This window comes from Streptomyces sp. NPDC030183, assembly GCF_055573455.1.
Genome location: NZ_JBVIBK010000015.1, coordinates 112,782 through 127,488, shown reverse-complemented (window position 1 = coordinate 127,488; position 14,707 = coordinate 112,782). Strand labels below are relative to the sequence as shown.

The following is a 14,707-nucleotide window of genomic DNA, read 5'->3' as shown; positions in this document are numbered from 1 at the left end:
ACGTGATCCCGATCACAACTTGTCAACGCAGTCGGGCAGTCGACTCCCGCCGCAGGGGCGACCTTGTTAGCCTTGGCCATAGCCCGGTCGCTGGTGCATCCCCCGTCGCCAGCGGCCGGGCGTTGTCATGCGGCCGATCGACACGACGCCTCGAAGGGTGGTGGGTGCAGCCGTGACCCGGCGCATCGTCGTCGTCACCGCCGTCCACGCCCCCTCGGCCCCCTTCCTCGCCGACGCCTACGCGTCGCTGCGCGACCAGCGCTTACCCGGCGGCTGGGAGTGGCACTGGGTCATCCAGGAGGACGGCGCCTCGGACGCCGTCGCCCCGTACGTCCCCCACGACACCCGGGTGACGTTCCGCCAGGGGCGGCCCGGCGGGCCAGGCGTCGCCCGCACCATCGCCCTCTCCGAGGCGGACGGCGCCTATGTGAAGGTCCTGGACGCCGACGACCGGCTCACGCCGGGGGCGCTCGCCCGCGATCTGGCCGCCCTCGAAGCGGACCGCACCCTCGGCTGGGCCACCTCACGCGTCCTGGACGTCCTGCCCGACGGCTCCACCCTCGGCTTCCCCGGCGACCCCGGGCACGGCCCGATAGAGCGCGGCGCCGTCCTCGACCACTGGGCGGCCCATGACTTCCTGGCGCCGGTGCACCCCGCGACGCTCTTCGTCCGCCGCGAACTCGCGCTCGCGCTCGGCGGCTGGATGGCCCTGCCCGCCTCCGAGGACACCGGACTGCTCCTCGCGCTCAACGCCGTGAGCCGCGGCTGGTTCTCCGCCGAGGTCGGCCTCCTCTACCGCAAGTGGGAGGGGCAGGCGACCGGCCAGGCGGCCCACCGCGACAAGGCCGAACGAGCCGCCCGCATGGCCGTGATAGAGGCCCGCGCCCGCGCCCTGGCCACCTTCCGCTGGAGTTACCCGGACCGCCTCGACCCGCTCGTCCACAGCCACGGCCCGCTCCCGAGCGGGGACCCCGGAGGCAGCGGCACCCCCTAGGCCCTGTCGTCAAATTCCCACCTACCCCGCCCTTCGGGCGACGGCGGGAATTTGACGACAGGGCCTAGGCGACGGCAGTTCCCACCCACGGCCGGCTAGTTGGCACCTGAGGGCGACCGGCGCCCGCCCCTAGGGACGGCCGGTGCCCGCCACGCTGAGCCAGTGGGCCACCCTGCGGACGGTGGTCTCGTCGAGACAGTCGACGACCGCCCGGAGGGCCGCCAGGTCGTCCGGCGCCAGGTCGTAGAGGCCCGCCTTGCCGAGACCGGCCATGAGCACCTGCTGACGCCGGCCGGTCATGCGCTCGGCGAGCGTGCTGGGCTTCGCCGCGGGCGCCTCGGCGGCAGGCACGGGCGCCCCGGGTGTGGTGGCGTCCGCCGCGAGGTCAGCCGGGTCGTGCCGCTCCCAGCCCTCGCCGCCCGGACCGACCCCGGGGCCCCACACCACGACCGCCGGGTCCTCGCCGCGCGCCCGCAGGGTCTGGGTCATCTCCCCCACGGCGTACAGCACGGGCGAACGGTACGGCGACTGGGCGCCCACCTTCCACGAGGACGACGAGGGCTCGTAGAACATCGCGACCCAGCGGGGAGCACCGGGCGGCTGCGGGCTCGGGGTCCGGGGACGTGTCGGCACGGCACTCACCTCTCGGGGTACGGCGTTGTCCGCGACCATAACTGACGGGCCGTCAGCTATCCAGGCCGAGTCCGGCCACGAGTGGCGGCCACGAGTGGACGGGGCGGCGGTGGAGGACGCCGGGCGGGCCGGTGTCAGCCGTTCCACGCCTCGTCGTACGGGTCCTGGGGGGCCTTGACCGGGCGGGTGGAGGCGACGGAGAGATACGGGACGGCCGTGCCGTTGACCGGGTCCTTGGTGCGCTTCGGGGTGTAGGCGCCGGTCACCTCGATCCAGGTGTCCGGCTGGAGGACCGGGGGGAGTTCGCCGGTGAGGGCGATCTTGACGGGCTGGGCGTCGGCGGCGCAGCAGTTGAGGGCCATGCGGACGAGGTACGGGGCGCCGTGGCCGTCGAGCGCGAGGAAGCCGGCGACCTTGATCTGCCGGCCCGCGAGGGAGCGGCCCCTGTCGTAGACGGCGCGGCCCGCGTAGTCGGCGACGCTGAGCCTCAGCGGTCCGTCGGCGGGGAGTTCCGGGTAGCCCCAGGGCTGCTCCTGGAGGGCCGATCCGGTGCGCATCGCGGTGTACGACCCGGCGGCGGGCGGCGCGACCAGGACGAGGGCGAGGAGGGGGAGGACGAGGAGCCAGGAGACCCGGGGTTCACGGTGGGCGTGTCCGGGGTCGCGGTCGGCATGCCGCTCGGGCTCGTGTGCCCGGCCCTGTCCGGCTCGTGTCGCCCGGCGTTCGTACCAGAGGGTCGCCAGCGCCGCCGCTATCAGCACCACGCCCGCGCCGATGAGCAGCGGCCGCAGGCCCGCCTTGACGTAGCGGAGGTAGAGGTCGGTGGAGCCGGCGTGCAGCAGGGCGCCGCCGGTGAGGAAGAGGACGACGGTCTGGGCGTGGCGGTTCACAGGAGCACCGTCCCGACGAGGGCCGACACCAGGATCGCGAGGGCGAAGGTGGCGGGGGCGAAGCGGAGGGCGAAGGCACGGCCGAAGGTGGCGGTCTGCATGGCGAAGAGTTTGAGGTCGATCATGGGCCCGACGACCAGGAAGGCCAGTCGGGAGGTCAGGGAGAACTGGGTGAGCGACGCGGCGACGAACGCGTCCGCCTCGGAGCAGATCGACAGCAGCACGGCCAGCACGGCGAGGGCGAGGATCGCGACCAGGGGGTTGTCGGCGGCCGCGTTCAGCCAGCTCGCCGGGACGACCGCCTTGAGCGTGGCCGCCGCCATGGCGCCCACGACCAGGAACCCGCCCGCGTGCATCACGTCGTGCCGCACCGAACCCCAGAACGCCGCGCCCTTGCCGAGCCCTTCGTACGACGGCCGCTCCGGCGGGCGCATCCACTCGCCGCGCCCCAGCCGCTGCCACAGCCAGCCCATCGCGCACGCCACCAGCAGGCTCGCCACGAAACGGGCCAGCACCATCTCGGGGTCGCCCGGGAACGCCACGGCGGTCGCCGTCAGCACGATCGGGTTGACGGCGGGGGCGGAGAGCAGGAACGCGAGCGCCGCGGCGGGCGTGACGCCGCGCCGCACCAGCGCGCCCGCCACCGGCACCGACGCGCACTCGCACCCCGGCAGCACCACACCGGCCAGGCCCGCCGCGGGGACGGCGAGCGCGGGCCGCTTCGGCAGCGCGCGGGCGAAGAACGACGGCGGCACGTACACCGCGATCACCGCCGACAGCAGCACCCCGAGCACCAGGAAGGGCAGCGCCTGGACGACCACCGCCACGAACACCGTCATCCAGCTCTGCGTCACGGGCGCGGCCAGTACACGGCGCAGGGGACCCTGCGCGGCGACGGCCAGGACCAGCAGCATGGTGAGCAGGAGGGGGGAGTTGAGGTGCCGGCCGCGGGAATCCTCGGGGCCGGGCCGGTCGGGGGCTTCCTTGGTGATGGCCACGGGGGACGGTACCTCCGTACGGGTACGGCCGCGCTGCCCGGGTCGGCGCCGGCTTCCCCTCCCATACGGCGACGGGGACGTTCCCGCTCAAGTGCCGCACCGCGACGCGCAGCACAGGGGGCGGGGAGGCGTCGCGCGCGGACACCCGGACAGCTTTTTCGTAATGGGATCCATTTTCATGTAGCGTCTCGTGCGGCATTCCGGCATTCCGGCATTCCGGCATTCCACCGTTCGTCGAGGAGGACCCCATGGCCGTGCCCAAGCGGAAGATGTCCCGCAGCAACACCCGTCACCGCCGCGCCCAGTGGAAGGCGAGCACGCCACAGCTGGTGCCCTTCACCGTGGACGGCGTCACCCATCTCGTACCGCAGCGACTGCTGAAGGCGTACGAGCGCGGACTGCTCCACCCCGAGGACTGAGAGCGATGCCCACGGCCCACGGGGCGTACGACGGACTCGACCGGCTGCCCGTCACCGTTCTCTCCGGTTTCCTCGGCGCGGGCAAGACCACGCTGCTCAACCATGTCCTCGCCAACCGCGAAGGGCTGCGGGTCGCGGTCATCGTCAACGACATGAGCGAGATCAACATTGACGCGGCCCTCGTACGCGGCGGTGAGGCGGCGTTGTCGCGGACGGAGGAGCGGCTGGTCGAGATGACCAACGGCTGCATCTGCTGCACCCTGCGTGACGATCTGCTGGAGGAGGTGGACCGGCTGGCCCGCGAGGGCCGCTTCGACTACCTGCTCATCGAGAGTTCAGGGATTTCAGAGCCGATGCCGGTCGCGGCGACCTTCGCCTTCGCGCGGGACGACGGCGCCACGCTCGGGGATGTCGCCCGGCTGGACACCATGGTCACCGTCGTCGACGCCGTGAACTTCCTGCCGGAACTGGCGAGCGGCGACGAGTTGGCGGAGCGCGGGCTCGACCAGTACGAGGAGGACGAACGGACCGTCAGCGACCTGCTGATCGACCAGGTCGAGTTCGCCGATGTGATCGTGCTGAACAAGCTGGACCTCGTGGACCCGGCGACCGCGGAGCGGCTCACGGGGACGCTGACCCGGCTGAACCCGGCCGCGCGGGTCGTACCGGCCCGGTTCGGGCGGGTGCGGGTCGCGGAGGTGCTCGGGACCGGGTTGTTCGACCTGGAGCGGGCGCAGGAGGCGCCGGGGTGGGTGCGGGAGCTGAACGGGGACCATGTCCCGGAGACCGAGGAGTACGGGATCTCGTCGACCGTGTTCCGGGCCGGGCGCCCGTTCCACCCCGGGCGGTTGTGGGACTTCGTGACCGAGGAGCTGGACAGCGGGCGCTTCGGGCAGGTGCTGCGGTCGAAGGGCTTCTTCACGCTGGCGAGCCGGCCCCGGGTGGTGGGGCTGTGGTCGCAGGCGGGGTCGGTGGCCCGGTTCGAGCCGTCGGCGGCGTGGGGTGGCTCCGCCGGTGACGCGCAGGAACTCGTGTTCATCGGGGCGGGGTTGCGCGGTGAGGCGTTGCGGGCCGCGTTGGGTGCGTGCCTGGTGCGGGACGGGGAGGCGGGAGGTGCGGCCGGCTTCGAGGACCCGTTTCCCGCGTGGGAGACGTTCGGGGTGGAGGAGCGTTGTGAGCATGAGGCGGAGGTGTGAGCATGAGGCGGAGGCGGGGGCACGAGGCGGAGGTGGGGGCGTTCTGGGGCGTGTCCGCAGAGTCGCGTGACGGCTGAGCGTGCCGGCCCGGCGGCTTTGACCCGGCACGCCATGCCTTCCTAGCCGTCCTGGCCGCCCTGGCCGTCCTGGCCGCCCTGGCCGTCCACCAACACGGACACCAGGCGCGTCATGGGGGGCCGTGGGTCGGGTGTGCCCGGCCAGCTGGTCATCAGGAGGTGGTGGGCGGTGCCTACGACAGCGAGGCTCACCGTGGACGGGTCGACGGTGTCCGCCACCCGGCCAAGCTCCCGCTCGTCCCGCAGATAGCCGGTGATGGCCTCCTGGATCGCGGTGAATCCGGGCGCCCCGCCTTCCAGGGCCTCGCGGATACGCAGCGCGGCGGCGGGGCGGGTCACGGCCAGGCCCGAGATGGCGGGACCACCGGAGTCGAACAGCGCGAGGGCGACAGCCTCGAGGTTTCGCGCCACCGTGCCCTGCCCGACAAGGCCCGACAGTTCCCGCGCCTTCGCCGCCGTGCGCGCGAACCGGTCAAGACAGAGCTCGGCCACGAACTCGTCGAACCCCGCGAAGTGCGCGTGCAACAGCCCCTTGGCGCAGCCCGCCTCGGTCGTGACGGACCGGCTGGTGAGCGCGCCGGGCCCCTCCCTCTCCACGACGCGCTCGGCGGCCGCGAAAAGCCGCTCGCGCACGTCCGGCGTCGCCACTCCGCGCGGTGACATGGGCCTCTCTTCCGTTCCGGCTCTCCGGCGCCCTCCGGGGGCACAACTTCTCGGATGGTAGCGGGGATTGCGGGTTTGGGCACTCGCCCATACTGTTTGGGCACATGCCCATTCTCGGTCATCCACCACAGGAGGCACCCGTGCCGGCCGTCGTCAACACCGAGCAGTCCCAGGCGTGGAACGGCCCCGAAGGAGCCCACTGGGCCCGCCACCAGGACCGCTGGAACGCCGTGAACGAAGGCTTCAACGAGCCGCTCCTCGACGCCGCCGGAGTCACCGAGGACCACTGGACCCTCGACCTCGGCTGCGGCTCAGGTCAGACCACGCGCCTCGCCGCGCTCCGGGCGCCCCAAGGGGGCGCGCTGGGCCTTGACCTGTCCGGCCCGATGCTGGCCGAGGCCCGGGCCCGAGCAGAGCGGGAGGGCATCGCCAACGTCTCCTTCACGCAGGGAGACGCGCAGGCGCACTATTTCGAGGCGGGCGCGTTCGACGCGGCGATCAGCCGCTACGGGGTGATGTTCTTCGCCGACCCCGTAGGGGCGTTCGGCAACGTCGGCCGGGCTCTGCGGCCCGGCGGGCGCCTGGCGTTCGTCTGCCCGGCCGACGCCATGCTCAACGACTGGGTGGTGGCGATGGCGGCGTTGCGCGACTTTCTGCCGGTCGGCGACTTCGGGCGGTCGGGGCGGCCCGGCATGTTCTCCCTTGCCGCCCCGGACCGCATCCGCGACGTCCTCACCGCGTCCGGATTCACCGACGTCACCATCAACCAGGCCCAGGCGTACGGGACGTGGGGGCACGGAGCGGAGGACGCGGCGGAGTTCCTGCTGGGGACGGGGCCCGGTCGCTCCCTGATGGAGCAGGCCGACGCGACCGCACGGGCCCGCGCCCGCCGCACCCTGACGGATCATCTGCGCGGCTATGAGGCGGCGGACGGCACGGTACGACTGCGCAGCACGTCATGGCTGGTCACGGCGGACCACCCGGGCGCCCCATCGGACAGGCTCTAGCTCGGGGGTGACTGTCACAGGGCGGGTGCGGGTGGTCTTCGGCCGTTCGCGCGGTTCCCCGCGCCCCTGAAGGCTTCGGGCCTGCGGCCCGGCCTTCGGCTGAAAGCACGGGGCGCGGCCCCGGGCGCTTTTCAGGGGCGCGGGGAACCGCGCGAGAAACCACGACGCACCCGCAGTCGCCCTGCGACAGTCGCCCCCCGAGCCACTGGGCGCCCCCGAGCCACTGGGCGCCCCGGAGCCACTGGGCGGCCCCAGCCCTTTACGACGTGGACCGGGCCCGCCGGCCCAGAAGCTCCGCCAGCCCGCGCCGCGTCGCGGCCAGGACCACCCTGTCCTCCGCGCGGAGCACATACGTGGGGGGCAGGTCCCAGACCAGCCCTGAACCGGCGGCCGGACCACCACCCCGCTCCGCCGGCTCCGTGGCCGTGTCCAGGGCCAGCACCCGCCACGCACCCGCGCTGAACGCCTCGGCCACGGTACGGCCCTCCAGGCGGGGATGGCCCCGCACCTCGACGGCGGCGAAGAGGAGCACACGGCGCTCCACGGGGATCGCGCCGAGGATCTGGCGCCCCATCATCGCCCCGGCGAACGCGGGCGCCGCGAGGTGGGTGACACTGCGGCTGCGGGTGAGCGCGTGCGGGTGGGCGGCCCGGAGCGTGCGGTACACGGCGGTCGCGAAGTCGTCGTCGTACAGGCGCAGCACGACGCGCAGATCGGGGCGTACCGAACGCGCGTACAGGCCCGCCTCAAGGTTCGTCGTGTCCGAACTCGTCACCGCGAGCAGCGCGTTGGCGCGGTGGATCTTCGCCGCCTCCAGCACGCCCTCCTGCGTCACATCGCCCAGCACCACCGGGACCCGCAGCCGCCGGGCCTCCGCGAGCCCGCGGGCCTCCGGGTCGGCCTCGACGCACACCACGGGGATGTGCAGGTCACGCAGCCGGGCCAGGACACGGGTGCCGATCTTGCCGAGGCCGAGGAGGACGACGTGGCCGGAGAGGCCGCGCGGCGGCTTCCGGAAAGCGGAACCGCTGCGGAAGGTGCCCAGCGCCTCCAGCACGGCGGCCAGGAGCACGGGCAGCAGGAGTAAGCCCATCAGGCCCGACAGCAGTTGGAGGATCTGCCGGGAGTCGCTTCCCTCGGTCGCCGGGTCGTTGATCGCGAAGAGGTCGAGCAGGGTCACGTACGTCGCCCGCAGCGGATGCTCACCCGTGGTCACCATCTGCGCGACGGCGAGGGCGAACACACAGGCCACCAGCCCCGCCAGCGACCACCGCAGCCGCCGCGAGAACAGCGACCTGAAGGCGCCGATCATCCCGAACGGCCCGCCGCCCGACCGGCCCGGCGGCAGCGCGGGGCCCGCGTACCGCACGGTGTCCAGGACGATGGTCCCGCGCCCGGTCGCCTCGGCCACGGCCCGTTCGTCGGGCAGCAGTTGGGGGCCGCCCGCCCCGCTGCCCTCCGAACCGTCCGCGCCGGCGGGGTCGTTGGTCGTGGCCGACAGCAGCGCGAGCGTGCACAGGCCGCGGCCGGGGCCCTGAGCGGCATACCCCGGCGGACGCTCCACGGCCCGCAGCATCAGCCCGTCGGTCTGGACGACCTTGGTGGTGCCGGCGACGGCGGTCGCGGCCAGCGCGGGCGCGGCGGTGTCCGCGTCGGAGAGGACGGTCGTGGAGGCGCCGAACCCGTCGACGCCGCCGTCCGGGTCGCCGCCGGTCGCCAACGCGGCCGCCCGGTCGAGGAGTTCCTCGATGTGCTGGCCGAGCCGACGGTTGTAGAGCCGCAGGACGAGCCGCAGCCTCGGGTTGAGCCGGCGGGCGGTGAGGGCGGCCCGGATGTTCGTCTCGTCGTCGTCATAGACGAGCGCCAGCGCGGCGGCCCGTTCCACCCCGGCTTCGGCGAGGACCGCCTCCGTGGCCTCCCCGGCCTCCAGCAACTGCTCACCGTGCGGTGCGATGCCCGCGGGCGCGTTCCGGTCGGCCCCGGAACCGGCGCGGTCGGCACCCGCCGGATCGCCGTTGCCCGCCGCCCGGTTGACCGCCGCGGAGACCCGGTCGAGGATCGTGGCGGCCCGGGTGCGGCCCACCACCGGCCGGGGTGCGACCCGTGCGGTCGGCGGCACCACGAGCGTCACCTGCTCCCGGTACACCGTGCACAGTTCGGCGGCGAGCCGGTGCGCGAGCCCGTCGTCGCCGCAGACGACCATGTGCGCCCCCGAATCGGCCGGTCCGCGCTGCCCAACGAGCCCGGCGAGGACGCCGGGCCGGGGCGCGCCGACCGATGTGCCCGGCACCGCTTGGGAGTTCGGGCCGGACGGGTCGGACTGTCGGCCCGGACCGGGCCGGCTGCTCTGCTGCGAAGGACTCCCCACGAAGCAGAAGCCTGCCTCATGAAAGTGACCGATTCTCGCGTGATCCACATCACAGTTGGGGGTGTGAGTGCGACCGCGGGTGGACATCCGTACTCAAGGGGGACGGGGGTGACGACCGGTGTCCGAATGCGAGGATGGGGCGCCATGACCGCAGGGTGGTGTTCCCGCGCAGTCCGGGCCGCGATGTTCGCGGCCGTCTGTGTGCTGCTCGCCGCCCTGGGCCACGTCACCATGTCCGGCAGCCCGGTCCCGTGGTGGGCCATGGGCGCGGCGGCCGCCGCCACCGGCGGGGTCGGCTGGTGCCTGGCGGGCCGTGAGCGGGGGCTCCCGCTGATCGTGTCCGTCGTGCTCGCCGCGCAGACCGCCCTCCACTCGGGGTTCTCGCTCGCGCAGCCGTCCCACCCGGCCGCCGCGGGCTCCCTGAACGGCGGCGCCGTCGGTGCCGACGGCGCGAGCGCCATGGGCATGGGCATGGGCATGGGCATGGGCTCCGCCCACATGCATCACTTCGTCCACCCGGGTTCGGCCGGTCACATGAGCCATGCGGACCACACCGGGTACCTCATGGACGGGGCGTTCGGGTCCTCGTCCGGCATGCTCGCCGCGCACCTTCTGGCCGCGCTGCTGGCCGGGCTGTGGCTGGCGTACGGCGAGCGCGCCGCCTTCGGGCTGCTGCGGGCCGTGGCCGGCTGGCTGGCCGCGCCGCTGCGGATGGCGCTCGCGCTCGCTCTGCCGCCGGGCAGGCCGCGTCCGAGGGTGCGCCGTGGCCGCTCGGACCGTTCGCCGCGCCGTCTCCTTCTCGTCCACACCCTCACCTCTCGGGGACCGCCCGCCGCGATCGCTGTCAGCTGACGGCAACCGGTGCCCCGGGGCAGCCGTGCGGGCCGTGCCCTCGCGCACGCCCGCACCTCGTACGCGCAACCGCGCGCCCCGGGCCTCGGCCGTACCGCGCCGCCCTGTCGGCGCCCCGTACGGCCGCCTTTCCCCACCGGATCGCCGACGCGCGCGCCGTGATGCCCACCGGCCGCCGCGTCCGCGCACCCGGATGACCCGAGAAGGACACCAGGTGACCACCCCTACCCCCACCCCACCCGCGACCGCCCCCGCGTCGAGCGATGAGTCGATAACCGCCTGGGCGCTCGCCGCGCGCGGTGGTGACCCGGAGGCCGTCGAGCGGTTCGTCGGCGCCCTGCACCGTGACGTCCGGCGTTTCGTCGCCCATCTCTGCGCCGACCCTCAGGTGGTGGACGACCTGGCCCAGGACACGTTCCTGCGGGCGCTCGGCAGCCTGCACCGTTTCGAGGGCCGCTGCTCGGCCCGCACCTGGCTGTTGTCCATCGCCCGGCGGGCGGTGACCGACAGCTTCCGGTACGCGGCCTCGCGGCCCCGGCCGGCCGACGTACCGGACTGGCGGCTGGCCGTGGAACGGGCCCAGCCGAGCGGACTGCCCGGCTTCGACGACGGGATCGCGCTGGTCGACCTGCTGGCCGCACTGCCCGACGAACGGCGCGAGGCGTTCGTGCTCACGCAGGTGCTGGGGCTGCCCTACGAGGACGCGGCGCGGCTGACCGCGTGCCCCATAGGGACGGTCCGCTCGCGGGTCGCCCGGGCCCGGGCGACCCTGGTGGACCTGCTCATGGCGGCCGAGGCGCCCCGGGACACCGCGGAGTCCCGGAAGCCGACGGCCCTGGCGGCCGCCTGAGCGGTGAGCGGTGGGCGAGCGGCAGTGAGCGAGGAGCGGTGGGCGAGCGGCGGGCGAGTGTCGGGAGGTGGGCGTCGGCGAGCGGAGCCCTCAGACACTCACCCCCAGTCGCCAGGCACCCATCCCAGCCCCAGGCATCCATCCCAGTCCCAGGCATCCGTCCCAGTCGCTCGGCGCCCACCGCAGCCGCTGCGCGCCCGTCCCTGTCGTTTCTACGCACCCACCCCCAGATGGCGGGAGGCGAAGTCCAGCTCCAGGCGGAGCTGCTTGATGCGCTCGTCGACGACGAGGGAGCCGTGGCCCGCGTCGTAGCGGTAGACCTCGTGGGCGGCGGAGCGGGCCACCAGTCGGTCCACGTAGTTGTCGATCTGGCGGATGGGGCAGCGCGGGTCGTTCACCCCGGCGGAGATGTACACCGGGGCCTTCACCGCGTCGACGTACGTCAACGGGGAGGACGCCGCGAAGCGTTCGGGGACCTCCTCCGGGGTGCCGCCGAGGAGGGTGCGGTCCATCGCCTTCAGCGCCTCCATCTCGTCGTGGTACGCGGTGACGTAGTCGGCGACGGGGACGGCGGCGATGCCGAGGCTCCACAGGTCGGGCTGGGTGCCGAGGCCGAGGAGGGTGAGGTAGCCGCCCCAGGAGCCGCCGGACAGGACGAGGCGGTCGGGGTCGGCGAAGCCGGAGCTCACCGCCCACTCGCGGACGGCCGCGATGTCCTCCAGCTCGATCAGGCCGACCCGGTGCTTGAGGGCGTCGGTCCAGGCCCGGCCGTAGCCGGTGGAGCCGCGGTAGTTGATGCGGATCACCGCGTACCCGTGGTCGAGCCAGGCGGCCGGGCCGGCGGCGAAGGAGTCGCTGTCGTGCCAGGTGGGGCCGCCGTGGATCTCGAAGAGCGTGGGGTACGGGCCGGACACGCCGACCGGGCGCTGGACGAGCGCGTGGACCCGGCCGCCGGGGCTCTCCACCCACACGTCCTCCACCGGCACCGAGCCCGGGCACTTCAGGCCCGGCGGGTCCAGGACGACCTCGCCCGTCGTGGACCGCACGACCGGCGGCTCGGCGGCCGACGACCAGAGGTACTCCACGCTGCCGTCGGGGCGGGCCGATGCCCCGGAGACCGTGCCTCTTGGGGTCTCGACGCGCTCCAGACGGCGGGTCGCCAGCTCATAGCGCCACAGCTCGCTGCGGGCCTCGAAGCTGTGGACGACCAGCAGGGCGGAGCCGTCCGGATACCACTCGGCGCTCAGGTCGCCTTCCAGCTGGTCGGCGAGCCCGAGGTCGGTCTCCTCGGCGGACGCCACGTCCCAGACGAGGGGTTCCCAGCGGCCCCGGCGCTGGTGCCCGATGAGCAGTCGGGTGTCGCCCTCGACGGGGGCGAAGCCCAGCACCTCAAGGCCCAGTTCGATCGTGCCGCCCTTGGTGTCGTCCAGCTCGGCGACCGTCGAGCCGTCCGGGCGGACCACGCGCAGCGCCGAGTGCATCGCGTCGCCGTGCTCGGTGTGCTCGAGGGCGATCAGGGAGCCGTCGTGCGAGAGGTCGCCCACGCCGGCCGACTCGCGGTGCCGGTAGATCTCGACGGGCGCCTCACCCTGCCGGACGAGATGGATCGTCGAGCCGTCCTCGTCGGTGGAGCGGCCCACGACCGCCGTCAGACCGTCGCGGCCGATGGCCACGCCCGCCGGGTACGACGCGTCCAGGCCGGGCGTCGCCTCCTCGTCCGGGCCGCCGTGGAAGGGCTGGCGGCGCCAGACGCCGAACTCGTCGCCGTCCTTGTCGTCGAACCACCAGATCCACTCGCCGTCCGGGGACAGCACCCCGTCCGTCGTCCCGGTGGCCCGGTCCGTGACCTGGCGCTGCTCCCCGGTCACACGGTCCCACGCGTACAACTCGTACGTCCCCGTGGCGTTGGAGACGAACAGCGAGCGGTGCGGCGCGTCCTCGGCCCAGTCCGGCAGCGACACCCTCGGCGCCCGGAACCTCTTCTCCCAGTCGGGCATGGACCCGCTCTGCTGCTGCGGGGTGGACCCGTTGCTCTCAGTCATGGCCCCATACTGCCCCGACCGTCGGACATTGCGCCGCCGAGGCCCCCAGCCTGTGGAAAACTTCCGCCCGGCCCCGCCCCCACGCCTGTGGAAAACCGCTGAAAGCCCAGGTCGGGCCCGGGCGGGTTGTGCGGGCTGCCGGACCGGTTGTCAGTGCCCGGGTGCACACTCGCCGCATGACCTCAACGAGCGATGTGCCGACGGCCGACACCCCGGCGGGCGGGCTGCGCCGGACCGTCGAGACGTACTGGGCCAGCGCGGAGGCCCACGACTGGGACGCGTTCGCCGCGACCCTGGCCGAGGACGTGGTGTACGAGCTGCCGCAGACCAGGGAGCGGATCCGCGGCCGGGAGCGGTACGTGCGGTTCAACCGCGACTACCCGGCGGACTGGCACGCCCGAGTCGAGCGGATCGTCGCCGAGCCGGACCGCGCCGTCAGCTGGATACACGTCACGGTGGGACTGGAGGAGATGTACGCGGTCTCCTTCTTCACGGCCGACGCGCACGGCCGGATCACCTCCGTCACCGACTTCTGGCCCGAGCCGTACGAGCCGCCGACCGGCCGGGAGCACCTCGTCGAGCGGTACTGAACGGCCCCGGCGGGTGGCCGACCCGCCCCACCCCGCGGCCGGACGGACGGTGCGGGCACCGTACGGTGGAAGGCGTGTACCGGTTTCTGCTGACGCCCCGATGGTGGGGGATCAACGTCTTCGTGCTGCTCGCCATCCCCTTCTGCGTGTTCATGGGGTCGTGGCAGCTGAGCCGGTTCGAGGACCGGATGCAGGACCACCGCACGGCGACCGAGCGCGTCGACCCCGCGGACCGGGCCCCTGCCCGGCCGCTGGACGAGCTGCTGCCGGTCGACAAGGAGACGTCCGGCGAGCTGGTCACCGCGACCGGACGGTACGGAGAGCAGCTCCTGGTCCCCCACCGCGAACTGGACGGCAAGGACGGCTTCTACGTCCTGACGCTGCTGCGCACCGACGGGGGCAAGTCCCTTCCGGTCGTACGGGGCTGGCTGCCCGGCACCGCGGACCCGGACCGTCCCCCGGCGGCGCCCACCGGCGAGGTCACCGTGACCGGCGCGCTCCAGGCATCCGAGTCACCCGGCTCGAACGGCGTGCCGGTGCAGGGCGGCCTGCCCGCCGGCCAGACGGGGGCGATCAGCGCGGCCACGCTGGTGAACCTGGTGCCGGACGACCTGTACGACGCGTGGGTCACGCTCGACAAGGGCGACTCGGGGATGAAGGCCGTGCCCGCGACGGCACCGCAGGACACCGGGCTCGACCTCAAGGCGTTCCAGAACCTCGGCTACACCGGCGAGTGGTTCGTCTTCGCCGGCTTCGTCGTCTTCATGTGGTTCCGGCTGCTGCGCCGCGAGGTGGAGATCGTCCGCGACGAGCAGCTGGGCCTGGTGCCGGAGGGGGGCCACCGCTCGACGGCCCCGAAGGAGGGGCCGTCCGGGGGCGCAGGCGACACGGACGCCGACCGTTCCGACGAGGACCGTTCCCGCGACGGCGGTTCCGACGAGGACCGTTCCCGCGACGGCGGCTCCGACGAGGACCGTTCCCGCGACGGCGGCTCCGACGAGGACCGTTCCGGCGACGGCCGGTCGCGGGAAGCGGCGCCCGCCCCGCAATAGGGCCGTGCCGGCGGGAGGGGATGCGCACCGTCCGGTCCCGCACGGTCCGGGACCCTCACGGTCCGGGACCCTCACG

The 14,707-nt window shown here is 73.7% G+C and carries 14 protein-coding genes; 8 read left to right on the top strand and 6 right to left on the bottom strand.

The annotated features are described in order from the left end of the window. The first annotated feature begins 172 nt into the window (after window positions 1-172). On the top strand, window positions 173-994 hold the full coding sequence (locus ACZ4Z2_RS19690) for a glycosyltransferase family 2 protein (RefSeq protein ID WP_468077660.1): 822 nt from the start codon (window positions 173-175) through the stop codon (window positions 992-994). A 129-nt stretch (window positions 995-1,123) separates the two neighbouring features. Here the strand turns inward: ACZ4Z2_RS19690 and ACZ4Z2_RS19685 are convergent, their stop codons facing one another. From ACZ4Z2_RS19685 to ACZ4Z2_RS19675, 3 genes are all read right to left on the bottom strand, one after another. Continuing rightward, entirely contained in the window at window positions 1,124-1,627 is a 504-nt protein-coding gene (locus tag ACZ4Z2_RS19685) for a hypothetical protein (protein WP_468077658.1), read from the bottom strand. A 134-nt stretch (window positions 1,628-1,761) separates the two neighbouring features. Then, complete coding sequence (locus ACZ4Z2_RS19680) at window positions 1,762-2,517, bottom strand: TIGR03943 family putative permease subunit (RefSeq protein WP_468077656.1); 756 nt, start codon at window positions 2,515-2,517, stop codon at window positions 1,762-1,764. Next, on the bottom strand, window positions 2,514-3,515 hold the full coding sequence (locus ACZ4Z2_RS19675) for a permease (protein WP_468077654.1): 1,002 nt from the start codon (window positions 3,513-3,515) through the stop codon (window positions 2,514-2,516). Before ACZ4Z2_RS19675 ends, ACZ4Z2_RS19680 begins: the two co-directional genes overlap by 4 nt. Before the next feature lie 248 nt (window positions 3,516-3,763). Between ACZ4Z2_RS19675 and rpmF the strand changes: the two genes are divergently transcribed. After that, window positions 3,764-3,934: a 50S ribosomal protein L32 gene (gene rpmF, locus ACZ4Z2_RS19670; RefSeq protein ID WP_319761766.1), complete on the top strand. Its 171-nt coding sequence runs from the start codon at window positions 3,764-3,766 to the stop codon at window positions 3,932-3,934. Between the two features lie 5 nt (window positions 3,935-3,939). Then, window positions 3,940-5,130, top strand: a complete 1,191-nt coding sequence (locus ACZ4Z2_RS19665) for a GTP-binding protein (RefSeq protein WP_468077652.1) — start codon at window positions 3,940-3,942, stop codon at window positions 5,128-5,130. A 119-nt stretch (window positions 5,131-5,249) separates the two neighbouring features. On the opposite strand, the gene ACZ4Z2_RS19660 is transcribed toward ACZ4Z2_RS19665, so the two are convergent. Then, on the bottom strand, window positions 5,250-5,870 hold the full coding sequence (locus ACZ4Z2_RS19660) for a TetR/AcrR family transcriptional regulator (protein ID WP_468077650.1): 621 nt from the start codon (window positions 5,868-5,870) through the stop codon (window positions 5,250-5,252). 140 nt (window positions 5,871-6,010) lie between these two features. Here ACZ4Z2_RS19660 and ACZ4Z2_RS19655 point away from each other — a divergent pair, with 140 nt between their 5' ends. After that, on the top strand, window positions 6,011-6,877 hold the full coding sequence (locus ACZ4Z2_RS19655; RefSeq protein WP_468077648.1) for a class I SAM-dependent methyltransferase: 867 nt from the start codon (window positions 6,011-6,013) through the stop codon (window positions 6,875-6,877). A 259-nt stretch (window positions 6,878-7,136) separates the two neighbouring features. Here ACZ4Z2_RS19655 and ACZ4Z2_RS19650 read toward each other — a convergent pair whose 3' ends face one another. Continuing rightward, entirely contained in the window at window positions 7,137-9,080 is a 1,944-nt protein-coding gene (locus tag ACZ4Z2_RS19650) for an NAD-binding protein (protein WP_468077797.1), read from the bottom strand. Window positions 9,081-9,389: 309 nt separating this feature from the next. On the opposite strand from ACZ4Z2_RS19650, the gene ACZ4Z2_RS19645 reads away from it, so the two are divergent. Both ACZ4Z2_RS19645 and ACZ4Z2_RS19640 read left to right on the top strand, forming a co-directional pair. Further along, window positions 9,390-10,097 carry a hypothetical protein gene (locus ACZ4Z2_RS19645; RefSeq protein WP_468077646.1) on the top strand — a complete coding sequence of 236 codons (708 nt, stop codon included), beginning with the start codon at window positions 9,390-9,392 and terminating at the stop codon, window positions 10,095-10,097. A 193-nt stretch (window positions 10,098-10,290) separates the two neighbouring features. After that, a complete protein-coding gene (locus ACZ4Z2_RS19640; protein ID WP_468077644.1) occupies window positions 10,291-10,947 on the top strand; it encodes a sigma-70 family RNA polymerase sigma factor in 657 nt (218 codons plus the stop codon). Between the two features lie 212 nt (window positions 10,948-11,159). On the opposite strand, the gene ACZ4Z2_RS19635 is transcribed toward ACZ4Z2_RS19640, so the two are convergent. Further along, window positions 11,160-12,989: a S9 family peptidase gene (locus ACZ4Z2_RS19635; RefSeq protein WP_468077642.1), complete on the bottom strand. Its 1,830-nt coding sequence runs from the start codon at window positions 12,987-12,989 to the stop codon at window positions 11,160-11,162. A gap of 176 nt (window positions 12,990-13,165) precedes the next feature. Here ACZ4Z2_RS19635 and ACZ4Z2_RS19630 point away from each other — a divergent pair, with 176 nt between their 5' ends. Further along, window positions 13,166-13,579 carry a nuclear transport factor 2 family protein gene (locus ACZ4Z2_RS19630; RefSeq protein ID WP_468077640.1) on the top strand — a complete coding sequence of 138 codons (414 nt, stop codon included), beginning with the start codon at window positions 13,166-13,168 and terminating at the stop codon, window positions 13,577-13,579. Window positions 13,580-13,653: 74 nt separating this feature from the next. Next, window positions 13,654-14,631 carry an SURF1 family protein gene (locus tag ACZ4Z2_RS19625; RefSeq protein WP_468077638.1) on the top strand — a complete coding sequence of 326 codons (978 nt, stop codon included), beginning with the start codon at window positions 13,654-13,656 and terminating at the stop codon, window positions 14,629-14,631. Window positions 14,632-14,707 lie beyond the last annotated feature (76 nt).

What these genes read in the sequence shown, in the direction of transcription:
- ACZ4Z2_RS19660 (WP_468077650.1), bottom strand. Translation starts at nt 5,870, where the DNA reads ATGTCACCGCGCGGAGTGGCGACGCCGGACGTGCGCGAGCGGCTTTTC.
- ACZ4Z2_RS19630 (WP_468077640.1), top strand. Translation starts at nt 13,166, where the DNA reads ATGACCTCAACGAGCGATGTGCCGACGGCCGACACCCCGGCGGGCGGG.
- rpmF (WP_319761766.1), top strand. Translation starts at nt 3,764, where the DNA reads ATGGCCGTGCCCAAGCGGAAGATGTCCCGCAGCAACACCCGTCACCGC.
- ACZ4Z2_RS19650 (WP_468077797.1), bottom strand. Translation starts at nt 9,080, where the DNA reads ATGGTCGTCTGCGGCGACGACGGGCTCGCGCACCGGCTCGCCGCCGAA.
- ACZ4Z2_RS19665 (WP_468077652.1), top strand. Translation starts at nt 3,940, where the DNA reads ATGCCCACGGCCCACGGGGCGTACGACGGACTCGACCGGCTGCCCGTC.
- ACZ4Z2_RS19640 (WP_468077644.1), top strand. Translation starts at nt 10,291, where the DNA reads ATGACCCGAGAAGGACACCAGGTGACCACCCCTACCCCCACCCCACCC.
- ACZ4Z2_RS19635 (WP_468077642.1), bottom strand. Translation starts at nt 12,989, where the DNA reads ATGACTGAGAGCAACGGGTCCACCCCGCAGCAGCAGAGCGGGTCCATG.
- ACZ4Z2_RS19645 (WP_468077646.1), top strand. Translation starts at nt 9,390, where the DNA reads ATGACCGCAGGGTGGTGTTCCCGCGCAGTCCGGGCCGCGATGTTCGCG.